The sequence below is a fragment of the Vibrio sp. 10N.239.311.G01 genome, assembly GCF_041465805.1.
Taxonomy (GTDB): domain Bacteria; phylum Pseudomonadota; class Gammaproteobacteria; order Enterobacterales; family Vibrionaceae; genus Vibrio; species Vibrio crassostreae_C.
Map to the genome: position 1 here is coordinate 13,419 of NZ_JBFSRM010000004.1, position 21,321 is coordinate 34,739.

Consider the following 21,321-nt stretch of genomic DNA (forward strand, 5'->3'; position numbering starts at 1 on the left):
TGTAAGTTTATGTTTTCAAGAGACTTACTCGCATTACTAATAAAAACAAGTCGAGGTTAGGATGAAAAAAATATTATTGCTGCTTAGCGTGATCTTATTGGGTGGGTGTGTCGGCATGCCTGAAGCAGTAAAGCCCGTTCAACAGTTCGAGTTGGATAGATACTTAGGGAAATGGTACGAAGTGGCTCGTTTGGATCACTCGTTTGAGCGTGGCTTAGACAACATCAGTGCCGAATACAGCCTACGTGATGATGGTGGCGTGAAGGTAATAAACCGAGGTTATTCGGCGGAAGAAGGTGAATGGAACGAAGCGGAAGGCAAAGCGTATTTTGTTGAAGGTTCTGAACAAGGCTATTTGAAAGTGTCTTTTTTTGGCCCTTTCTATGGCGCTTATGTGGTGTTTGAATTGGATAAAGAGGGATACCAATATGCGTTTATTTCTGGCCCAGACACCGATTACTTATGGCTGCTTTCAAGAACACCTGAGGTTGCACCAGAGGTCATGGAGAAATTCAAAGCGATGTCGAAAGAGCGCGGCTTTAATTCCGACGAGCTGATTTTTGTGGAGCATGACAATAAGCCTAGTTCTTGAGAAGAGTTCTAACGCTTGGCTCTTGAGAGCAGTGACATGTAATTAAAGAAAGGCACCGATGAGCAATTCACCGGTGCCTTTTTTGGTTTGGCTTTGTTCTTTGTGTTTGCTAGCTCGTTAAGTAACTAACGTTGTCGACGAACCTGCAAAACACTGAGTACCGATAGTGAAATGAAGAACACAGGGTCGCTCCAGCCAAAGCCAACAAAGATTCCTGTAAACGCTGCATACAGTGTGATGATGGCGCCCAGCATATTCGTAACCACCAAACCTTGGATGAGCTTTTTAGCTGACATGCCGGGTTCAATGTCTCTAAGTAACCAGCTTATCGCTGCGATACCACCCAAAAAGATACTGGTGTGTTGAGAGAGAAAGTAAGCGTACTTATCATTAATTTCCACGCCATACATGGGCCACATTACCGTTGGGATAAAAAACAGTGCGATGGCAAACCCTGCGTAAATAATGCCGTGTAGGCTAAGAAAAGTTTTGTTGTTCATTACGTATCTCTCTATTTATGACTTAGCGACTTAGCGACTTAGCGATTCAGTATCTTTGTTGTCATTCAGCGAATGAACAAGTTTGATTAACCGTTGATTGGGCCTTTATTAATGGTAGTTAATGGCTGATTGACGTCAAAAATCACACCACGTACTTCTTCTACGCCCATCTGTTTAAGGCGAGCGCTATGCATCGCTAGGTACGTCTCTGCACTGAGTTGGTCTTCAAAAAGGTAGACACCACCGCCCAGTTTTTCAGCTTCATTTTCTGTCCAGATTTTCCAGATCATACCCGGTTCGTTGTTAATAGACTTTGCTAGGTCAACGAGTGCGTTTGACATCTCTTCACCAAATGGGCCGCTAAATTCAAAATCGACTTGTAATAATTTCATGGTTATTTCTCCAAACAGTTACTTGGTGTTGCGCTGAGACTCATGGTCATTTCGCAAAACATAGGAGGCTTGATTGCCTGTTGAAATAGATATTACCTGTAAAAAACAGACAGAAAAGTTCATAATATAGTTATTAACTGTCAGGATTTTAGACCAATGAGATTGAAGACCACCCTAGACCAATGGCAAACCCTTTACGAGATTGACCGCGCAGGCAGCATTCAAGCGGCTGCATTGCAATTGAATAAGAGCCATACCACGCTGATTTATGCGCTGAGAAAATTGGAGGACCAATTAGGCGTGACTTTAGTGCAGGTTGAAGGTCGCAGGGCGGTCTTATCGGAGGATGGGAAATCACTGTTGCGCCGTGCGAGCAGTATGTTGGAACAAGCTCGCGAGCTAGAGTTGATCAGTGAACAGCTAGCGAAAGGTGTTGAGTCTGAAATTGTGGTTGCTGTTGATCACTTGTGCTGTCTTGAACGTCTATACAAACCGATGGCTGCATTTTTGGCGGAGAACAACACCACATCGATACAAGTGATTGAAACGTCTCTGTCTAAAACAACGGAAATGGTGACTCAAGAACTGGCTGATGTGGCTATCATCAACTTGCCTATTACTAATTACTCAGCCGAAGCCTTTGGTTTTACGATGATGGAGCCAGTAGTTGCTAGCTCACATCCGTTAGCAAGTGCCGTTTCAGTGTCGTTGAATCAACTGTCGTCTTTGCCGCAAATTGTGGTGCGAGATTTAGGTGCTCAAGCTATTCAAGGCAGTAAAAAGCAAGGGAACAAAAAGGATGTGGGCTGGTTGAAGTCGAGTCAGCGTATTACGGTGGATAATTTCGATCATGCGTTTGGCGCGGTAGAGCAGGGAGTCGGGTATTGTCGACTACCAAAGCACATTGTGGAAAGTCGAGGAAGTGACAAGCTCACTGTGTTGAATGTCGAAAATGGCAATGGGTATCACGTTCCGCTGCACCTGACTTTACCAAAAGGAGCCAAGACAGGACCTGCTGCTAAACGTTTCTATGAGTTACTTCTTGAGTCAGGTTCTAATGCGAGCTAACGGTGACATAAACCTTGAGCGATTAACTAGGGGCCTCGAACGATTAACGAGGCTGATTGCCGTTTAAGAATAGCGCGACACATTCGCGAGTGTAGTGAAGTCTTTCTTCTTCAGATTCTCCGCTATCGTGTCCGAAGAATCCCCAATACGCTGACTTACCATGGAACATAAGCAGCAGTTGTCTGGCTGCAATGACTGGCGAGCTTGATGTCGACAGTGTGAGATCACCAGAGTCTATTTTCGACTGCAAATAATCAGCAAGTAACTTGGTGGTTTTCTGAGGGCCAGTTTCTAAATAGATAGAGGCGATCTCTGGATGCGTATTCGCTTGGCTAATGGCATTTTGAAAGGTTTGTCTAGATTGTTCATCAAGTAATAAATCTTGAAACTTCACACCAAATTTCACCAACTCATCACCCACCGCAGCATCCATATCAAAGGCTGCAGGACTGAGTTCTCGCTCCGCACACTTGGTTTGCATGCAGGTTTCGAAAAGTTCGTCTTTGTTTTTAAAGTGAGAGTAGACCGTTTGCTTAGAAACGTTCGCTGCTTTGGCTATCTGATCCATATTGATCTTGAAGCCATGTTCAGAGAAAAGTTGGCTGGCTGCGGTTAAGATCTGCGATCTCTTCTGTTCACTCTTGATGATTTTAGTCACGTGCTTGCTTCTCGTTACTTAGTGTTGTCTCGTTACCTAGTTTGTCTCTTTGCTTGGTGCCTGTTGGTGCTCAGTTCTATGTGTCTCGTTTTACGCTAAGCATTATGCTTTTTGTGATGGTTTTATCAATCATTAACGATGAAACTTATTTTTAACACAATCAAACTAGACAGTCTAGTTTGATTTAGTTAGTCTAAAAAAAGAACATAATTGAGTACCGCATAGGAACAGTACGTATGTATAAATTGATGAAGGGAAGCGCAGTGGCAGTGGCGTTGTCGGCTTTTCTTGTTGGATGTGGTGAAAAGGAACAAGCCCAAGAGTCGGTTGATTCAACCGCTGAAACGGCATCGAGCGTCCAAACCATTTTAACGGTGGAAACGATGGCCTTGGCGATGTCTTCTTCTTATGCAGTACAACGCGAATATGTCGGTGTGGTTAAGGCGGGTCAGCAGGCCAATTTAGGTTTCGAGTTGGCCGGAAAAGTAAACGAGATTCTGGTGGATGTCGGTGACACAGTCACAACGGGTCAGCCGTTGATCAGACTGGATACCCAACTTTTGGAAACCGAGTCTAGCCAACTGAAAGCGCAGGCTGAAGAAGTCAAAGCTCAATTGAGTTTGGTGGCTGCGAACCTTAAACGTCAACGTTCATTGAAAGCGAAAGGCTTCAGTGCCGAAGCTGAGATTGATTCGTTAACCAGTGAGCAACGCGTGTTGCAGGCGAACTTACTGCGTATTGATGCCTCAGTAAAAGGCAATCAATTGAAACTGGTGAAATCGACAGTTCGTGCGCCATATTCAGGGACCATCGCAACCCGCTATGTCTCGCTTGGAGATGTAGTGAATGTAGGGAATCCAACTCTTACACTGCTTGCCTCTGAAGGGAAAGAAGCCTTTATCGGTATTCCTGCCCATCAAATGAAAAAGGTTACTTCACTTTCCGCACCAAGTATTCGCGTCGGGCGAGATGAATTCGCTGTGAGCCTGTTGAATCCGGGCGCAATGGTTGACACACAGTCTCGCAGTGTCGGTTTGCGTTACTTGTTTCCTGAACAATCGTCGGTGTTAGAAGGGCAACTTGCCTATTTGAAATTTGATGAGCAGATTGATGACCAAGGCTACTGGGTGCCATTAACGGGTTTGATTGATGGATTGCGCGGTGTGTGGAACATCTTTGTGATTGGTGAAGACAACAAAGTTGAGCGCCGAAGTGTTCAGGTGTTGTTTGCCAACAATCAACAAGCGTACGTAAGTGGGGCGATTGAAGACGGTGAACAAGTGATTGCCAGTGGCTTACATCGTTTAGTTCCCGGACAAACCGTGAAGCCAGCAAGCGTTACTACTGAATAGGAAATAGCATGAAAATCATAGAGACTATTTCCAACACTCGACTGCTTATCTTAATGACCGCACTGCTGATGGTGAGTGGTATTTCTGCGTTCATGACGTTGCCGCGTGCAGAAGATCCGGTCATCATCAACCGTTACGCGAACATTACTACCAGTTTCCCCGGCGCCAGTGCCGAGCGTGTTGAAACCTTGGTAACAGAAGTTATCGAGAACAAACTGCGTGAGCTGAGTGAAGTTAAACTCGTGAGCTCGACGTCAAGGCCGGGCGTGTCTATTGTCACCTTAGAATTGAATGACACCATCACCGAGCCTGAGCCTGTTTGGTCTCAAGCTCGCGACAAGCTATCTGACATCGAATCCATTTTGCCTGCGGGCTCTCATTCTCCCGATCTCGATAGCGACCATACCTATGCTTTCACAACCATCGCATCTCTAACCTGGTCTGGTGCAGGTGAACCTGACCGATTAACACTCGGGCGTTATGCCAAAGAACTCGCTAAGCGACTAAGAACTTTGTCGGGTACCGAATTCGTTGATGAATATGGGATGCCACAAGAAGAGATTCAAATCAGTTTGCGTACTGCCGATGCAGCGGCGTTAGGGCGCTCAAGTGCCAATATTGCTGAGTCGCTCGAAGGGGCAGACGCCAAGAACTCCGCCGGCGAGTTAGTGAGTGCTTATTCTCGCTTTGGCTTAGAAATTAAATCTGAACTCGATTCTATTGAACGTATTAAGCAAGTGCCAATAGCCACTGATAGCAACGGTCACATCATCCGTATGGAAGACATTGCTTCTGTGAGGCGTGGTGAGAAAACCCCGCAAGACCAGATTGCCATTATTGATGGTGAGCCGGGTGTGATTGTAGCGGCAAGAATGCATCCTGATCTGCGAGTTGATAATTGGACGTCGCGAGCTAATGCTCTGATTGGTAAATTTGAGCAAGAGTTACCAAGTAACGTTAAGGTGACAGTGCTGTTTAATCAGCAAGGTTATACCGAGACTCGCTTAGACGATTTAGGCAAAAGCTTGATGATCGGTTTCGGTCTGATCTTGATTGTTCTGTTTGTCACTTTAGGCGTGCGTGCCGCGATCTTAGTGGCAATTTCTCTGCCGTTAACCTCATTATTGACCTTGTCGATCATGAAAATGACCGGTGTGCCGATTAACCAAATGTCGGTGACAGGCCTAATTGTGGCGCTCGGGATCATGGTGGATAACGCGGTGGTGATGGTCGATACCATTCAGGCGTATCGTTTGAAAGGGCAACAACGAGCTGAAGCGACCATGAATGCATTGAAGCATTTATGGGTGCCGTTATTAGGCTCAACCTTAACTACCGTGTTGGCGTTTGCTCCGATTATCTTGATGCCGGGTGCATCGGGTGAATTTGTCGGTGGTATTGCGATTACCGTTTCTTTCTCATTGATCGGCTCTTACATTATCTCGCACACCTTAATCGCAGGCTTAGCGACCAAGCTATTGCCGAAACAACTCAGTGATGTCGATAAGAAAGGGCAGCACCATTGGTACATGACGGGTTTGAGAATCCCGGCTTTGACGCGTTGGTTCTCGTCTTCTGTCCGTTTTGGTGTGACGCATCCAATCATCACGATTGCTTTGGTGTTATTGGTACCGTTTACCGGTTACTGGAGTATGTCTCAGCTGACTGAGCAATTCTTCCCGCCATCAGACCGAGACATGTTTGAGATTCAGGTTTACATGCCGCCGCAAGCGAGCATTTACGCCACCAAAAACACCTCTGAAAAAATCGACGATATCATTCATCGTTACCCTGAAGTGGAGCGTATCGATTGGCTAGTGGGCGCTAACTTCCCATCTTTCTATTACAACCTGCAAGCAAGGCAAAATAATGCGCCATACTTCTCGCAAGCGATGGTGAAAACAGAGAACTTTGACCAAGCCAATGCGCTAATTCCACAGTTGCAAAAGGTGTTGGATGAAGAGGTTCCGGAAGCACAAATCTTGGTACGTAAGCTTAATCAAGGGCCTCCATTTACCGCGCCCGTTGAACTGCGAGTGTATGGTGAAAACCTCGACACGTTAAAAGCGATTGGTGAAGATGTTCGTCTAATTTTGGCGGGTGTTCCTCATGTCACGCACACAAGGGAAACGCTGCAACCGGGTACGCCGAAGGTGTGGTTGAAGGTCGATGAAGACACCGCGAAACTCAACGGTATTTCATTGAACCAGTTTGCTGGTATGTTGCAAACCACATTGACTGGTCGTGAAAGTGGCTCGGTGATTGAGGGCAGTGAATCGGTACCAATTCGTGTTCGTGTGGCAGATGACGCGCGTGAGAACTTAGCGCATTTAAGCAATATCCGTTTGCCGATAAGCTCAGATGTCTACTCGACAGGTATTAATGTTTCAACTCTGGCTGAGCTGGAATTGACGACCAGTCGCGGAGCGATAACCCGCCGAAATGGGCAACGTGTGAATACCATTGAGGGCTACATTGAAGCAGGTGTCTTGCCTCAAACCGTGCTCAATGAATTCCAAAAACGCCTAGAAAGCTATCAGATGCCATCGGGCTATACGATTGGTTTTGGTGGTGAATCCGCTGAACGAGATAATTCAGTCAACAGCCTGATCTCGAATGTCGCAGTCGTGGTGGTATTGATGGTGTTGGTGGTGGTGATGTCGTTCAACTCGTTCCGAATGAGTAGCATCATCTTCATGGTAGCAGGATTGGCGGGTGGGCTAGGGGTGTTGTCGGTGTGGACTTTCGGTTATCCGTTTGGCTTTACGGTGATCATCGCGATGCTCGGCATTGCAGGTTTGGCGATCAACGCGGCCATTGTCATTCTGACCGAATTGAAGCTAGACAAGGAGGCTTCCTCTGGGAGTGTTGATGCAGTCGTTGATGCCGTTATGTCGTGTACTCGACATATCAGTTCAACCACAATCACAACCGTTGGTGGCTTTATGCCGTTGATTATTGCTGGAGGCGGTTTCTGGCCTCCGTTTGCGGTCGCTATTGTGGGCGGTACCGTGTTAACCACGCTTATTTCGTTTTACTTTGTGCCGGTGGTTTATCATTTGATGACTAAAAATCAGCGAAAAACCATCGCGACTCAAGCGGTATAACTGTTTTTAAATTTAACTTCTATTTAATTAACGTCTCTTCAATTTAGCTGCTCTTCAATTGCCCATAATCGAGCCGTATCTGGCTCGATTATGGTGTTGTTATTCTCGATAAATTCACCCCAATCCCTACCATTTTGTTGTGCTTTTCACCGCTATTACACTCTCAATTAGTCAAATTATCCTTTCTGTTAGTCATTATATTCTTTCAATTCGTCACATTAGTGCATCGATGAATGCTTGATTATCTTGTTGGTGAATGAGTGGAAGTTTTGAATAATCTAATCAGTGAATACCTTGTAAATGGTATGTGAATTCACAATTTTGACGGGCGTCACACTTCTATTTATTCGCTCTTTCTAATGTACCTTGAACTTGCCCCGAGCTTTGGTGGTGAGCGAGTGTCTATCTACTTTTTCTAAATCCCTTGTCAGTACTGGCTCTATCCGTGTAGCACGCAATTGATGTGTGTCTTAATCGCTTACTGCTTCTTAGTTTTCGTCTTCATAAATGGAAGGTTAGTTTCCAAGTTTGTTTGGTGAGCTTTCAATTTCAACTCTTCATAATGCGCCAAATGTAACAATGTATTTCAAAGTGCAACAATTATGTCATGTTTTCTGTGTGGTTTTAACCCGGCAGTAACGAACCTTATTGCATTGCTTTTTGAGATGCGGCGTTTCACATGCTCAACACATAAATATTCTAATGACCATGACAACCAGTACTCGGGCGTTCGTTCTGAGGCTGGATAACCATCGAGAAAGTTAATGGAAGCTTCAAGATATAAACGCATTTTATCGAGAGCAAATCTGTCGAGGATTGGTTTGGTGGGAACCGTCCTGATGCTCGAAGGATGTAACTCCGCATTGCTCGACCCAAAAGGTAGCGTTGGCGTTCAGGAAAAGGAGCTGATTATTACTGCTCTGTTGCTGATGCTGATTGTCGTCATCCCCGTGATCCTGATGACCATCTACTTTGCTTATAGATACCGTGAAAGCAACACCACAGAAGAGTATGCACCTGACTGGGCGCACTCAACCAAAATTGAAATAGTGGTATGGACGATTCCAATCATCATTATTGCGATTCTGGCCACCATCACTTGGCGAACAACACACGAACTAGAACCTTCCAAGCCTCTGGAGAGTGACGTTAAGCCTATGGTGATCGAAGTGGTCTCTCTGGACTGGAAGTGGCTGTTCATCTATCCGGAGCAAAACATTGCGACGGTTAACTATGTTGCGTTCCCGAAAGATGTACCGGTGACGTTTAAGCTAACTTCAGACAACATCATGAACGCGTTCTTTATCCCGCGTCTTGGTTCGCAGATCTACGCGATGCCAGGAATGGTGACCAAGCTGAATTTGATCGCGAACCACGAAGGTGACTTCAAAGGTTTTGCATCGAACTACAGTGGTAAAGGGTTCTCTCAAATGAAATTCACCGCATCAGCCATGCCTGATCAAGTGGCGTTTTTAAACTGGGTGGAGAAAGTGAAAGCAAGTCCTGATCGTATTGAAGATTGGGAGCAGTTCCGTTCATTGGCCGCGCCAAGTGTGGCTGAACCTGTGACGCTGTTTTCTAGTATCCCACCATTTTTATTCACTGATGTCGTGACCCAGCACCCTGGTTCAATGAACTGTCTGCCGGAAACCCAAGGATAATCGTCATGTTTGGAAGATTAACTCTAGACTCAATTCCCTACCACGAACCCATTATTTTGATCACCTTAACCATGATCGCTTTAGTGGGTAGTTTAGTGGTGTATGCGGTAACAAAAGCCGGTAAGTGGCAATACCTATGGAATGAATGGTTTACGTCTGTAGACCACAAAAAACTAGGCTTCATGTACATTGCGGTTGCGATGGTGATGTTAGTTCGTGGCTTTGCCGATGCGGTGATGATGCGTAGTCAGCAATTGCTTTCTGCAGCTGGTGAGACGGGCTATTTACCGCCACATCACTATGACCAAATCTTCACGGCTCACGGCGTGATCATGATTTTCTTCGTCGCGATGCCATTGGTTATCGGCTTGATGAACATCATCGTACCGCTGCAAATTGGCGCTCGTGATGTTGCATTCCCTTATCTGAATAACTTGAGCTTCTGGCTGTTTGTGGTGGGTATTATCCTAACCAACATGTCACTGGGCTTAGGTGAATTTGGCCGAACGGGTTGGTTGGCGTATCCGCCGCTGTCTGGCATTGAGGCGAGCCCGGGAGTCGGGGTCGATTATTGGATATGGGCACTGCAAATATCCGGTGTGGGTACCACGTTAACGGGTGTGAACTTCTTCGCGACTATTTTGCGCATGCGTACTCCATCTATGCCAATGATGAAGATGCCAGTGTTCACTTGGGCATCTCTGTGTGCCAACATCCTGATCATCATCTCTTTCCCAATCCTAACGGTCACCATCGCGTTACTGACTTTGGATAGATACATCGGCACGCACTTCTTCACCAATGACCTTGGTGGCAACGTGATGATGTATGTGAACTTGATTTGGGCATGGGGACACCCTGAGGTGTACATCCTAATCTTGCCTATCTTCGGTGTGTTCTCTGAAGTGACTGCAACCTTCTCTCGCAAAAAACTGTTTGGTTATACCTCACTGGTATGGGCGACGGTGGCTATCACTATTTTAGCGTTTGTGGTTTGGCTGCATCACTTCTTCACCATGGGTTCTGGCGCCAATGTGAATGCCTTCTTCGGCATCGCTACCATGATTATCTCTATCCCAACCGGGGTTAAGATCTTCAACTGGTTATTCACCATGTACAAAGGACGTATCCGCTTCACCACACCAATGATGTGGACGGTCGGTTTCCTTATCACCTTCACCGTTGGTGGTATGACGGGCGTATTGATGGCGGTTCCGGGTGCGGATTTCATCCTGCATAACTCTGTATTCCTGATTGCTCACTTCCACAATGTGATCATCGGCGGCGTTGTCTTCGGTTGTTTTGCAGCGATTGGTTACTGGTTCCCGAAAGCGACCGGTTTCACTTTGAACGAGCTTTGGGGCAAACGCGCGTTCTACTGTTGGATCATCGGCTTCTTGATGGCGTTCTTGCCGCTTTACGCTCTAGGTTTTATGGGCATGACGCGTCGTTTGAGCCAAGACATTAACCCTGAGTTCTTCCCACTACTGGCGGTTGCGGCCGCAGGCACGGGCGTGATTGCGATGGGTGTGGTGTGTCAGTTCGTTCAGATTTACGTGAGTGTTCGTGACCGCGACCAAAACCGAGATCTAACCGGTGACCCGTGGGGCGGACGTACCTTTGAATGGGCAACGTCTTCACCACCGCCGTTCTATAACTTTGCAAAACTGCCTAAGGGCGATGAGATCGATTCGTTCTGGTATCAAAAGCAAAGTGGCGAGTTTGACCCAACTCAGGAAGAAGAATACGAGCGTATTCACATGCCGAAGAACACACCGACAGGCATTTATGTGTCTGCATGGGCGTTGGCATTTGGCTTCGCAATGATCTGGTACATCTGGTGGCTAGCGGCTGCAAGCTTAGTGGGCATCGTGGTGACGTGTATTCAACACAGCTACAACGACGATGTGGATTACTACGTGGAAGTTGAAGAGATCAAAGCGATTGAAGCGGCTCGACGTGCACAGCTTGCAGAAGCGAAGAAACAGTCAGAGAAAGGCGACCATTCTGGTCGTGGTAACAGCGCTGACAGTGATGCTGATAGTGGTAATAACGACAATAAAGATGATTTGGAGACGACGTATGCAAGCTAATACTCCGTCACACACTTATGATCTTGCACACTCGCATGATCATCACCACGAAGCTGCGGGCAACAAGTTGTTTGGCTTCTGGGTTTACTTAATGAGTGACTGTGTCCTGTTTGCCACGCTTTTCGCGACGTATGCCGTGCTTGAGAGTGGGTCTATCGCAGGGCCAACAGGTAAAGACATCTTTGAACTGCCGTTCGTGTTTGTCGAAACCATGATGCTGCTGTTCAGTAGTATCACCTTCGGTTTTGGCATGATTGCGATGAAGCGCAAAGACGTGACCGGACTGAAGCGCTGGATCAAAGTGACTTTCGTATTGGGCTTAGCCTTCATCTGTATGGAAGTGTATGAATTTCATCACTTGATTGCAGAAGGCTATGGCCCTCAAGAAAGCGCATTCCTTTCTGCGTTCTTTACCTTGGTTGGCACACACGGTTTGCACGTAACGTTCGGTCTGATTTGGATGGCGGTGGCGTATCACCAGCTTTCAACCAAAGGCTTGAACGACAACATGTCGATGCGTTTCCAGTGCTTAAGCCTGTTCTGGCATTTCCTTGATATCGTTTGGATTTGTGTATTTACCATCGTGTACTTAATGGGGGTGATGTAATGGAACAGCATCTAGACAGTGGTGCAACGGATTATGTGAAAGGCTTTATTGCGTCACTGATTCTCACCATTATTCCGTTCTACATCGTGTGGGCGCATGTATTACCAAGCACAGAAACGTACGTGATCTTGTTCGGCTGCGCGTTGGTGCAAATTTTTGTGCACTTTAAGTACTTCTTACATATGGAAGCGAAATCTTCCGATGGGCGTTGGAACTTGGTGTCACTGATGTTTACCGCCATTGTTGTATTGATTCTTATCGCTGGCTCGGTATGGATTATCTACAACATGAACGTCAACATGAAGTTGTAGGCTAAGGTATGCTGAAAAGATATCTGTCTATCACCAAACCGGGCATCATTTTCGGCAACCTGATTTCTGTTGCGGCGGGGTTCTTCCTCGCCGCAAAAACAGAACCAGCCAGCGCGATGTTGTTACTGACAACATTAGCGGGTGTGGGACTTGTGATTGCATCAGGTTGTGTTGTGAACAACATCTTTGATCGAGACATCGACCAAAAGATGAAGCGCACACGAAATCGAGAATTGGTTCAGGGCAACATCAATACAGACGTCGCGTTCGTTTATGCCTTGGTTTTACTACTCTCAGGCACAGCGCTTCTGTTCCAGTTCGCTAATCCGATTTCTGCGGTCATGGTGTTGCTTGGCTATGTGTTTTACGTCTTTTTCTACACCATGTGGTACAAGCGTACATCGGTTTATGGCACTTTAGTCGGCAGTATTTCGGGAGCCGTTCCGCCATTGGTGGGTTATTTGGCGGTGACGAATTACATCAGCCTTGAAGCGGTATTGTTGTTTGTGATGTTCTGCTTATGGCAAATGCCACACTCGTACGCGATCGCGATGTTCCGCCTTCAAGATTATCGAGATGCAGGCATTCCTGTGTTACCGGTGAAAGAGGGCGTCGACAAAGCGCATCAACACATGAAAGCCTATGTAGTGGCGTTTGGTGCAGTATCATTGGCGCTGTTCCTACTCGGAGAAGCAGGTTATGAATACCTAGCGGTGTCGGCGGCAGTCTGTTTTATGTGGACTAAAGTGACGTTTCGTAAGGTCGATTGCCTCAACTATATTCAGTGGTCAAAGACGGTGTTTAAGGTGTCCCTACTGGTGGTGATGAGCATCAGTGGTGTGCTGGGGCTGGAGTTGATTCCGTTGCCTACGCTTTTTTGATTTAAGTTTGTCGTTGAACCCTCAATGTTCTGAAGTCCGAGGGTTTGACGACTTTTTATCTGTCCCGCTTTAAGCTATTACCCTTCAAAAATATCACTAAGCCAATCTTCAAGCTGCTCTCGTTTATCTTGTGGCCCATTGATGATCACTAAGCCGTTTAGTGTCGCGTGATCCCAAGATATAGTGCCAGTTGCTAGCGCATCGAACACATCGAGTTCAGTAATTAACAGTAGATCTTCTTCAGTAGGCAAAGTATCTCTACCTGACACATCGACATCCTTTTCAAGTTTCACTTGGCTGTAATGACCTTTGATTGCTTCGAATAAGTTGAACTCAATTTTGCTTGGGTGGGGTTTCGCAAGCGCGGCCTTGATGGCAAAGACTCGAAAGTGATCCGGCTTATTGAGGTTGTTGAATTCATCGTCTTGTCTGGCTGTAATGACGTTGCCAAATACCTCGAGTGAACCGGGCTCTGTCACCAAACTAAATCCGGTATCTTGGTGAAGACCACAGGCAAACGTGAGTGAAGAGGTAAGTGAAAGAATCAGAGCAAATCGTTTTAACATAATGGTTATCGAGACCTATAACAGGGTTAAGAATCTGACGGCAGAAGCCGAGCCTGACGATAAAAAAAGGGACCACAAAGGGTCCCTGTATTTGTTTGTCGTCCATGTGAAGCGGTCAGCGTATTGGTTGATAGTGTGTTAGTGATTGTTTACTAACACGCTATCATCGAAGAGCTATCATCGAAGAGCGACCGTTCGAACTCGCTATTAGCGAACGATGAGCATGATCTCTTCTGGAGTCATTGGCTTGTCGAAGTAGCTCATGAATTGACCGAAGCCTTTGATGTCGCCATTCGAGAACTTGAATGCACCAGACTGTAGGTTGGTACCAATCACTTGTTGAGCGTTTGGACCCGCAATCAATATTTGGTTCAATACTGCACGAGTGGTGTTGATTTGAACATCTGCGCCTTTCACTGCCTCTTCGTGTAACTGAGCAATGCCGTTACGAATTTCGATAGTGAATGCTTCGTTAGTATCAGAGAAGTTGTACGTTAGCATCATGTTTACGTCTAACGAGTTTTCTGCGATTAGCGTCGACGTCATCATATCGAAGATTTGCTTACTTGGTAGCGCAGTTAGTACGTCTACAGAAGCGAAGCTGATCATGTTAGAGAAATCACGAGTACCTTCTAGTTCAGCTGCAGCATTCAATGCCCAGTTGCGCCAGTTGATGTTCACTTGATCGGCAGACCATGCTTTGTAAGCTTGTGCTTTCAGTAAGCGTGCTTCCATGTCATCTTTGTTTACCGTGATTGGGTAAGAAAGAATCTCTGCTGCAAAGGTGTAGTTCTCTGCTTTCATCGCCGCTTTTGCGGTGTCGATGATGTTGTCACGACCGCCCATGATCTCTACGAATGCTTTAGCGCGTTGCTCGTAAGCCATTGGCTCTAGCTGCCATGGATCCGCTTCGAAGAAACCGTTGTAACCTACGTAAATCTGGCGAACGGCGTGTGCAACGGTACCGTAGTGCTCACCTAACCAAGGGTGCTCAGCAAGGTGCTTAGGAAGTTTAACCACTTCAACTAGCTCGTCTGGCGTCATACCTTTGTTCATGTAACGGATTGTTTGGTCATGTGTGTATTGAATCGCATCACGGTAAGCCGTTAATACGTCAGCTACCGCTTCTTTACCTTCAACAGGGCGACCGTGAGAGTTAATCATGATCTCAGTGTCGAACTTACGCATTACGTCGATGCCCTTGAACCACATTGATGGGTCACGGAATTTAGTACCACGGATGGTGTGAAGGTTAGGGAAGTTCTCACCTTGAAGTACTTCAGCCGCGTGCAGGATTTTCTGCTCTGGGAAGTAAACCACTAACTCATCTTTAGTTTCAGATGGCACGTTCTCGATGTGCATCTTAACGCCAGCAATTTCGATTTCGATGTGGCTTTGGCTTGGTACAAGCAGGTTTGGTTCAATGAACGAGATAGCACCTTGCATGAAACGTGGACCAAGGCCGTCGTTTACTGTGCCGTGCTCACCTTCTTCTACGTGCTTAGCACCTGTGTAAGAAGTACGGTGACCAAATAGAGTACCTAGGTTTGAAGACCAGTTAGCCACTGCTGCGGTTAGGCCTTCTTCTGCGATGATTTTTACTTCGCCTGATGCTACTTCTTCATCAGTCACCCATGCACGCACACCAGAGATGTGGTCGATGTGGTTGTGAGAATAGATGATGGCTTTAACCGGCTTGTCGGTGATTTGACGGAACTGTTCTTTAACCGATTGAGCCATTTCTACCGACTCGCCTGGATCAACAATGATGATGCCGTCCGTACCTTCGATCATTGCTGGTGTATCTAGACCGAAGCCGTAACCAAGATAAATATTGTCATCCACTTTGATGATTGCTTGGTCCATTTTACGACCGTGCTTGGTGAGAATTGGATGAACGTGATCAGATTCTTCAGTGTAAGCCAGTGAGTCGCCCGTTTTCGATACAACTTGGATGCGCTCGCCTTTGCCCCAGAACATGTTTGACTTGTGTTCGAAAAGAACCTCACTCTTGTAGCGAGCATCAAGGTCAATGTTTTGGTATTGCGCAGCATTTGCTGTCTGAAGTTCTTGGCCTACTTTCGATGTCGCTTCTACAGTTGGAGTTGCATATGCAAAACCAGAAGCAAATAGAGCGCTCGCAACAGCAACAGGAAGTGCCATTTTTTTGAATGTATTAGTCATGGTAGTGACCTTATATTTGGATACAGGAATTGGATTTCTTGAGCCAAATGATAGAGGTGGGAGAGGTCGCTATCTACGCGCAAACAGGATTTCAATCTATCGGTTTTACGATTGATTGGATAACTAATGATTATTTTTGCGATTTATTTTGATCTAAATCAATTAGTAAGTGGGGGCTTGTGACAGATACAAAAATGCCCTGAAATTCAGGGCATTTAATTTGGAACTAATGGCTGTTATATAAGTGTTTACCGAGAATCTTAATACTTACCGAGAACCTCAGTACTTACCAAGCACCTAAGTAAGACTTGTAAGATTGTAGGCGAACCGTTGCTGCGCCGATTACATCGATGAAGCCCCAGAACGGATGCGGCTTCTCAGCCGAGATCCAAGCCGCGCCAGTTGAACCAATAGGGATGTTGTAACCTTCTGGTTCGATGATCTCAAGTACGATAGTACGACCTAAAGCATTCCCGTTTCTTACTACGTGTTGACCGACGCTTTGTGGCCCCTGAAGTGGAGAAATACTCGACTCACCGGTACCGGCATTAAAGCTGTGTACTTTTGCTCGGAACACGTGCCCCGGGTAGGCATCAACGAAGAACTCAGCGAAGTCTCCTACTTGAACATAGCCATAAGTTTGGTCTGAAATACGCATCTCAAGGAACTTTTTGCTGGTGTTGTAGAGGTGCATGTTACCCATGACAGAACCTTCAGCAATATTCACTATCGATACCTGACCATCAAATTCCGCTCTAATGGTTTTCTTCTCTTGCGCCCAGTTCACTTTTTGTAGATCGGCTTTTAACGAAACAAGTTCAGCGTGCAGCACTCGAAGATCAGAGTCGTACTTTTCTACGTCACGCATATTGAAAATTTCAGGTGACGTTTCAGCACGCTCTAAGTCGCGAGTCATTTGCTTGATTTCTTCTTCTTTCTGAACAATTGAAGATTCGATCTTTGCTTTGTCTGCGGCAGAATCGATGTCGACGAGCGTGTAGATTATGTCGCCTTCTTTAACCATTTGGTTGTGATCAACAAGCACTTGGTCGATCTGCTGGCCGAAGATAGGTGACATCACCGCGTGTGGTGCTTTCACTGTAGTTGAGTTCGTTAAATCAACGGGTGCCCACAAGCGAGAGATAACCGCTAATACCGCAAGGATTGTTACGCCGCCAATGGCAGCCCACGTGTAGTTTTTGAAGTTCTTCTTAAGTGCGCCTGTCGCAAACAGTGACCATACAATTAGGATGTATGGAATCATCATCTCTTTCATTATGCGACCTCTTTTTCTGTAGGGGATGGTTTTGTTGGAGCCTTTTCTTCTGAAGCCTGTTCTTTTGAAGACTGAGTTTCTGAAGACGGTTCTACTGGAGACTGTTGTGTTTGAGACGGCTCTGTTACCGATTGTTCAGATGATACGTGGACAGCGGCTGTCGCTGCATTAGTCGCATCTTGTTTAGGCTGAACACCACGGCGAATAACATCACTCAGTGATTGACCAATATGTTTCCAGTTCGCCAATGCGATAACTAAAGCGATAACCCAGAATGTTTTGCTGATGAAGAGCCCGCAAAGTGACAGTGCAAACACGATTTGAACGTGAGCGCTTTTGTGCTCTTTTGCTTTATGCACACCCAGTTCATGCAACTGCCACATGCCGTAAACACCGGCTAAAACCACAGCAATGGTCACTGAGAACAAGTAACCAGAGAAGGACTCCATCTGGAAGAAGTTCATCATCATTTCATTGGGATGATTGTTGAATTGAGACATGTCGATGTCTTTAGAATGGATTGTGCCTAATGGTGCAAGAGCCCATGCTCCCGCAAACATCACTGCCATAAACAGGCAGAATTTAATCAAGACCATAGCAACGGCCCAGATCTTCTGGAAAACGATTTTTATAAAGTTCATATCTCAACCTAAATAAGGAGAGAGAAAGTGCAGCCTTGGTACAAGACTTTTAGAAGACATCTGAAAGAGGTGTTGAACTCACGTAACCGTATAGACCTACTGAGTCAAAAGTACTAGATGACAATTAAAAATCGCTTTGACCACGTAGACAACGCATTCTCGCGAATAGAGTGTTAAAAACACCTGGCGAAATCATTCTTAAGTAACGTCTACCATTGATAGGTTCGTTTGCTGCATTGGGTTTTAAGGCCGTCTTCCGTGATGTGTGCAACACCATCATCTACACATTTTTAGGTTTTCTGTTTAGGTTAAGAATTGATTTGTTGGCGAAATAATAGGAAGTGTAACTGGTGCTATCTACGCATTATTGCGATATTGAATTATCGTAATTACGATGAATTGAGTGGTTGCTTAAACGTGAGGTGGGTTTATTTGAACAGGCTCAAACTCGGCTTATAAAATATGTCTATTTAATTAGCCTGGATCATAGAAGTGGCTATAAAAGTATCAATAAGGCAGGACGGAAATATTGAATACTCCGACCAGTCTAGGGTGAGTTTGGGTGGATTAAGCGTTACTGGCACAGCGAAGAGATTTAGATTCCAATCTGGCGAATGTGGCAGCTATTCGAAAGAGTGAGTTGTTCTGACATTTTTGCTCTTTACCATATGATGCTTCCTTCTCAGTTTTGTTTTCTCAATGAGCATCCGTTGTTTCATTCTATCGCTTTTACGATAAGATAATTAAATCTATCGCCAAATGAGCACTGAATCATGAGTAATGACATTCCGAATTTTAACTTATTGGCTGTGTTTTCAGCGGTGATGGAGCAGGGCAGTTTGAGTAAGGCTGCCGATCATTTGAATACCAATCAATCGACGATCAGCACTGCGCTCGGCCGACTGAAAAATGAAATTGGCCAAGAGTTGTTTGTGCGCAGTGGGCGAGGGGTTGTGCCTACTGCTTACTCGCAAAGCTTGTATGAGCAAATCAAAGCGCCAATACACGAGCTCAACGGCGTGTTTCAAGGTATGGCTGGGTTTGATGAAGCGAGTACAGAGCGCAGGTTTGTGGCTTCGGTTCCCGAACATTTAAAGTGGATGTTGCTCGATCGATTTTCTCAGTTATCTAACCAAGGCTTATCTCTTGAGGTGTATGACCAACCAGATAGTGATGATCAAGTCCATGAGGATCTATTAACTCAGAAGTTTGATTTGATGATCGACATTGTGTTGCCTGAGCATTCAAGCATGATGAGCGAAAAGCTCTACGACAGTGAGTTTGTGATTGTTTGCCGAAATGGGCACCCTAGGATCAAAGGTGAGATCACCGAGGCGCAATATCTCAGTGAGCAACATGCGGTTTTAGCCAGAACACGTCGCCAAGTAAGAAGTTTGACTCACTACACTTCGTTAGACTTATCCTCGCGTAAAATTGTAATTCACGGCAGCTCTATGGCCAGTAACCTAATGCTGTGTAGCCAGACTGATTACATCACTGTTGTGCCGCTTTCTATGGCGATCCAGTATCAGGAACGTCTTGGGTTACAGTTGTTCAAACCGCCTTTCGATTATCAGCCTATCTCTCATTACCTCATTTGGTTGAAAAAACAGAACACCGATCCGGCACATAAGTGGTTGAGAGAGCAGATCATCAATACGACTAATGACATGTCTAAATCACTAAACAGTTGGCGCTCCGCTTTCTGATCGTCGCCCTATCTTTTGTTTGCCAAATATCTTCTTAACAAATCACTTGTATTAAGTGAGTTATAATAAAAAATTATCACAATGAGAATTTATGATAATTTCATTTATTTTCTGTCAGCTCGTATATTAACCCTAACAAAGAAGTGGGTAACCTCCACTCACGATTATATCGGCTCAGGTTGCTGGGCTAAAAAGGGCGAAATATGAAATTCCTACACACAATGATCCGAGTTACTGATTTAGACAAGTCTATCGAGTTCTACACCAAGGTATTGGGAATGAAGGAACTTGAACGCCACGAAAACAAAGAGTACCGCTACACATTGGTTTTTGTTGGCTATGAGCAAGGCGGCACGACTATCGAGCTAACGTACAACTGGGATACGAATGAGTACGAGATGGGCAGCGCGTTTGGTCATCTGGCATTGGGTGTAGAAGATATTTACGCAGCATGTGACAAAATCAAATCGCTAGGTGGCAACGTCACTCGCGAAGCGGGTCCAGTGAAAGGCGGCTCAACTCATATCGCTTTTATTACTGACCCAGACGGCTACCAAATCGAACTGATTCAACTAGGTTAATCGAGGATATAACAATGACAAACGCACTATTTCAACCAATTCAACTTGGTAATATCGAGCTTAAAAACCGTATTGTTATGCCACCGATGACGCGTTCTCGCGCAACGCAACCTGGTAATTCAGCAAACGATATGATGGCGGCTTACTACGCTCAGCGTGCTTCTGCAGGTTTGATTATTGCTGAAGGCACACAAATTTCACCTATGGGTCAAGGCTATGCTTGGACTCCGGGTATCTATTCTGATGAGCAGATCGCTGGTTGGAAAAAAGTGACTGATGCCGTACATGAAAAAGAGGGCGTTATCTTCGCTCAACTTTGGCATGTAGGCCGTGTAACACACCCAGACAACATTGGTGGTGAACAGCCAATCTCGTCTTCTGCACTTAAAGCACAAAACGTAAAGGTATTCATCGATAACGGTACTGATGAACCGGGCTTTGTTGATGTGGTTGAACCTCGTGAAATGACGAAACAAGACATCAAAGAGGTGGTTGAACAGTATCGCCAAGCGGCTTTGAATGCGGTTGAAGCAGGCTTTGATGGTATCGAACTTCACGCAGCGAATGGTTACTTAATCAACCAATTCATCGATTCTGAAGCAAACAACCGCACTGACGAATACGGTGGTTCAATTGAAAACCGTTTACGTTTCCTAGGCGAAGTGGTTGAAGCTATGGTTGAAGCGATTGGTGCTGACCGTGTTGGTGTACGCCTTGCTCCGTTCACATCGTTGAATGGTACGGTTGACGCTACACCAGTAGAGACTTACACAGCGGCGGCAGCACTACTTAACCTATACAAAATTGTTTACCTACACATTGCAGAAGTTGATTGGGACGATGCACCTGAAACGCCAAAAGCATTTAAAGCAGCAGTTCGTGAAGCCTACGAGGGTGTCCTTATTTATGCGGGTAAATACGATAGCGAGCGTGGCGAAAAAGCCGTTGCTGAAGGCGTAACTGACATGGTTGGTTTTGGTCGTCCATTCGTTGCGAACCCAGATTTACCAGCTCGTATTCAAAATGGTTACCCACTTGCAGCGCACGATCCAAACACATTGTTCGGTGGTGCTGAAAAAGGTTTAACGGATTACCCAGAATACGCAGGCTAAAAACAGCTGCCTGAAGCAGAGTATTGAGAT

General features: G+C 45.7%; 19 protein-coding genes. 12 read left to right on the forward strand and 7 right to left on the reverse strand.

The features are described 5' to 3' along the window. The first annotated feature begins 61 nt into the window (after positions 1–61). The gene (locus tag AB6D06_RS04205) at positions 62–592 is read left to right on the forward strand and encodes a lipocalin family protein (RefSeq protein ID WP_372109955.1); all 531 of its coding nucleotides are present in this window, start codon (positions 62–64) and stop codon (positions 590–592) included. Positions 593–717: 125 nt separating this feature from the next. On the opposite strand, the gene AB6D06_RS04210 is transcribed toward AB6D06_RS04205, so the two are convergent. Both AB6D06_RS04210 and AB6D06_RS04215 read right to left on the reverse strand, forming a co-directional pair. Next, positions 718–1,092 carry a hypothetical protein gene (locus tag AB6D06_RS04210; RefSeq protein WP_372109956.1) on the reverse strand — a complete coding sequence of 125 codons (375 nt, stop codon included), beginning with the start codon at positions 1,090–1,092 and terminating at the stop codon, positions 718–720. An 86-nt stretch (positions 1,093–1,178) separates the two neighbouring features. After that, the gene (locus AB6D06_RS04215; RefSeq protein WP_017078913.1) at positions 1,179–1,484 is read right to left on the reverse strand and encodes a monooxygenase; all 306 of its coding nucleotides are present in this window, start codon (positions 1,482–1,484) and stop codon (positions 1,179–1,181) included. A gap of 156 nt (positions 1,485–1,640) precedes the next feature. Here AB6D06_RS04215 and AB6D06_RS04220 point away from each other — a divergent pair, with 156 nt between their 5' ends. Beyond that, on the forward strand, positions 1,641–2,552 hold the full coding sequence (locus AB6D06_RS04220) for a LysR family transcriptional regulator (protein WP_372109957.1): 912 nt from the start codon (positions 1,641–1,643) through the stop codon (positions 2,550–2,552). 43 nt (positions 2,553–2,595) lie between these two features. Here AB6D06_RS04220 and AB6D06_RS04225 read toward each other — a convergent pair whose 3' ends face one another. Beyond that, complete coding sequence (locus tag AB6D06_RS04225; protein WP_004736309.1) at positions 2,596–3,210, reverse strand: TetR/AcrR family transcriptional regulator; 615 nt, start codon at positions 3,208–3,210, stop codon at positions 2,596–2,598. 236 nt (positions 3,211–3,446) lie between these two features. Between AB6D06_RS04225 and AB6D06_RS04230 the strand changes: the two genes are divergently transcribed. From AB6D06_RS04230 to cyoE, 7 genes are all read left to right on the forward strand, one after another. After that, the gene (locus AB6D06_RS04230) at positions 3,447–4,562 is read left to right on the forward strand and encodes an efflux RND transporter periplasmic adaptor subunit (RefSeq protein WP_372109958.1); all 1,116 of its coding nucleotides are present in this window, start codon (positions 3,447–3,449) and stop codon (positions 4,560–4,562) included. Positions 4,563–4,570: 8 nt separating this feature from the next. Beyond that, complete coding sequence (locus AB6D06_RS04235; RefSeq protein WP_372109959.1) at positions 4,571–7,669, forward strand: efflux RND transporter permease subunit; 3,099 nt, start codon at positions 4,571–4,573, stop codon at positions 7,667–7,669. 764 nt (positions 7,670–8,433) lie between these two features. Continuing rightward, entirely contained in the window at positions 8,434–9,330 is an 897-nt protein-coding gene (gene cyoA / locus AB6D06_RS04240) for a ubiquinol oxidase subunit II (RefSeq protein ID WP_077680639.1), read from the forward strand. Positions 9,331–9,335: 5 nt separating this feature from the next. After that, positions 9,336–11,423, forward strand: coding sequence for a cytochrome o ubiquinol oxidase subunit I (gene cyoB / locus AB6D06_RS04245; RefSeq protein WP_372109960.1), 2,088 nt, complete (start codon positions 9,336–9,338; stop codon positions 11,421–11,423). Further along, a complete protein-coding gene (cyoC, locus tag AB6D06_RS04250) occupies positions 11,413–12,030 on the forward strand; it encodes a cytochrome o ubiquinol oxidase subunit III (protein ID WP_010439790.1) in 618 nt (205 codons plus the stop codon). The genes cyoB and cyoC overlap by 11 nt, the downstream gene beginning before the upstream one ends. Next, positions 12,030–12,341, forward strand: a complete 312-nt coding sequence (gene cyoD / locus AB6D06_RS04255) for a cytochrome o ubiquinol oxidase subunit IV (RefSeq protein ID WP_004736302.1) — start codon at positions 12,030–12,032, stop codon at positions 12,339–12,341. Before cyoC ends, cyoD begins: the two co-directional genes overlap by 1 nt. Before the next feature lie 8 nt (positions 12,342–12,349). Continuing rightward, positions 12,350–13,222 (forward strand): heme o synthase, encoded by an 873-nt coding sequence (cyoE, locus tag AB6D06_RS04260; protein ID WP_017084647.1) that lies wholly within the window; start codon positions 12,350–12,352, stop codon positions 13,220–13,222. Between the two features lie 77 nt (positions 13,223–13,299). On the opposite strand, the gene AB6D06_RS04265 is transcribed toward cyoE, so the two are convergent. From AB6D06_RS04265 to AB6D06_RS04280, 4 genes are all read right to left on the reverse strand, one after another. Then, positions 13,300–13,788, reverse strand: coding sequence for a hypothetical protein (locus AB6D06_RS04265; protein WP_102548248.1), 489 nt, complete (start codon positions 13,786–13,788; stop codon positions 13,300–13,302). Between the two features lie 207 nt (positions 13,789–13,995). After that, positions 13,996–15,972, reverse strand: a complete 1,977-nt coding sequence (locus AB6D06_RS04270) for an alkyl sulfatase dimerization domain-containing protein (protein ID WP_372109961.1) — start codon at positions 15,970–15,972, stop codon at positions 13,996–13,998. 286 nt (positions 15,973–16,258) lie between these two features. Next, positions 16,259–17,248, reverse strand: a complete 990-nt coding sequence (locus tag AB6D06_RS04275) for an efflux RND transporter periplasmic adaptor subunit (RefSeq protein WP_017078921.1) — start codon at positions 17,246–17,248, stop codon at positions 16,259–16,261. Continuing rightward, positions 17,248–17,889 (reverse strand): magnesium transporter, encoded by a 642-nt coding sequence (locus tag AB6D06_RS04280; protein WP_280598698.1) that lies wholly within the window; start codon positions 17,887–17,889, stop codon positions 17,248–17,250. The genes AB6D06_RS04275 and AB6D06_RS04280 overlap by 1 nt, the downstream gene beginning before the upstream one ends. 773 nt (positions 17,890–18,662) lie before the next feature. Here AB6D06_RS04280 and AB6D06_RS04285 point away from each other — a divergent pair. The 3 genes from AB6D06_RS04285 (at position 18,663) to AB6D06_RS04295 (ending at position 21,291) form a co-directional block, all read left to right on the forward strand. After that, on the forward strand, positions 18,663–19,598 hold the full coding sequence (locus AB6D06_RS04285) for a LysR family transcriptional regulator (protein ID WP_102394217.1): 936 nt from the start codon (positions 18,663–18,665) through the stop codon (positions 19,596–19,598). 203 nt (positions 19,599–19,801) lie between these two features. Further along, entirely contained in the window at positions 19,802–20,179 is a 378-nt protein-coding gene (gloA, locus tag AB6D06_RS04290; RefSeq protein ID WP_017066787.1) for a lactoylglutathione lyase, read from the forward strand. A 14-nt stretch (positions 20,180–20,193) separates the two neighbouring features. After that, on the forward strand, positions 20,194–21,291 hold the full coding sequence (locus AB6D06_RS04295; RefSeq protein ID WP_017065285.1) for an alkene reductase: 1,098 nt from the start codon (positions 20,194–20,196) through the stop codon (positions 21,289–21,291). The last annotated feature ends 30 nt before the right edge of the window (positions 21,292–21,321 follow it).

Excerpts from the sequence above, each read along its gene's own strand:
- AB6D06_RS04205 (WP_372109955.1), top strand. The coding sequence starts at position 62 with ATGAAAAAAATATTATTGCTGCTTAGCGTGATCTTATTGGGTGGGTGT.
- AB6D06_RS04210 (WP_372109956.1), bottom strand. The coding sequence starts at position 1,092 with ATGAACAACAAAACTTTTCTTAGCCTACACGGCATTATTTACGCAGGG.
- AB6D06_RS04215 (WP_017078913.1), bottom strand. The coding sequence starts at position 1,484 with ATGAAATTATTACAAGTCGATTTTGAATTTAGCGGCCCATTTGGTGAA.
- AB6D06_RS04220 (WP_372109957.1), top strand. The coding sequence starts at position 1,641 with ATGAGATTGAAGACCACCCTAGACCAATGGCAAACCCTTTACGAGATT.
- AB6D06_RS04230 (WP_372109958.1), top strand. The coding sequence starts at position 3,447 with ATGTATAAATTGATGAAGGGAAGCGCAGTGGCAGTGGCGTTGTCGGCT.
- AB6D06_RS04235 (WP_372109959.1), top strand. The coding sequence starts at position 4,571 with ATGAAAATCATAGAGACTATTTCCAACACTCGACTGCTTATCTTAATG.
- cyoA (WP_077680639.1), top strand. The coding sequence starts at position 8,434 with ATGGAAGCTTCAAGATATAAACGCATTTTATCGAGAGCAAATCTGTCG.
- cyoB (WP_372109960.1), top strand. The coding sequence starts at position 9,336 with ATGTTTGGAAGATTAACTCTAGACTCAATTCCCTACCACGAACCCATT.
- cyoC (WP_010439790.1), top strand. The coding sequence starts at position 11,413 with ATGCAAGCTAATACTCCGTCACACACTTATGATCTTGCACACTCGCAT.
- cyoD (WP_004736302.1), top strand. The coding sequence starts at position 12,030 with ATGGAACAGCATCTAGACAGTGGTGCAACGGATTATGTGAAAGGCTTT.
- cyoE (WP_017084647.1), top strand. The coding sequence starts at position 12,350 with ATGCTGAAAAGATATCTGTCTATCACCAAACCGGGCATCATTTTCGGC.
- AB6D06_RS04265 (WP_102548248.1), bottom strand. The coding sequence starts at position 13,788 with ATGTTAAAACGATTTGCTCTGATTCTTTCACTTACCTCTTCACTCACG.
- AB6D06_RS04270 (WP_372109961.1), bottom strand. The coding sequence starts at position 15,972 with ATGACTAATACATTCAAAAAAATGGCACTTCCTGTTGCTGTTGCGAGC.
- AB6D06_RS04275 (WP_017078921.1), bottom strand. The coding sequence starts at position 17,248 with ATGAAAGAGATGATGATTCCATACATCCTAATTGTATGGTCACTGTTT.
- AB6D06_RS04280 (WP_280598698.1), bottom strand. The coding sequence starts at position 17,889 with ATGAACTTTATAAAAATCGTTTTCCAGAAGATCTGGGCCGTTGCTATG.
- AB6D06_RS04285 (WP_102394217.1), top strand. The coding sequence starts at position 18,663 with ATGAGTAATGACATTCCGAATTTTAACTTATTGGCTGTGTTTTCAGCG.
- gloA (WP_017066787.1), top strand. The coding sequence starts at position 19,802 with ATGAAATTCCTACACACAATGATCCGAGTTACTGATTTAGACAAGTCT.
- AB6D06_RS04295 (WP_017065285.1), top strand. The coding sequence starts at position 20,194 with ATGACAAACGCACTATTTCAACCAATTCAACTTGGTAATATCGAGCTT.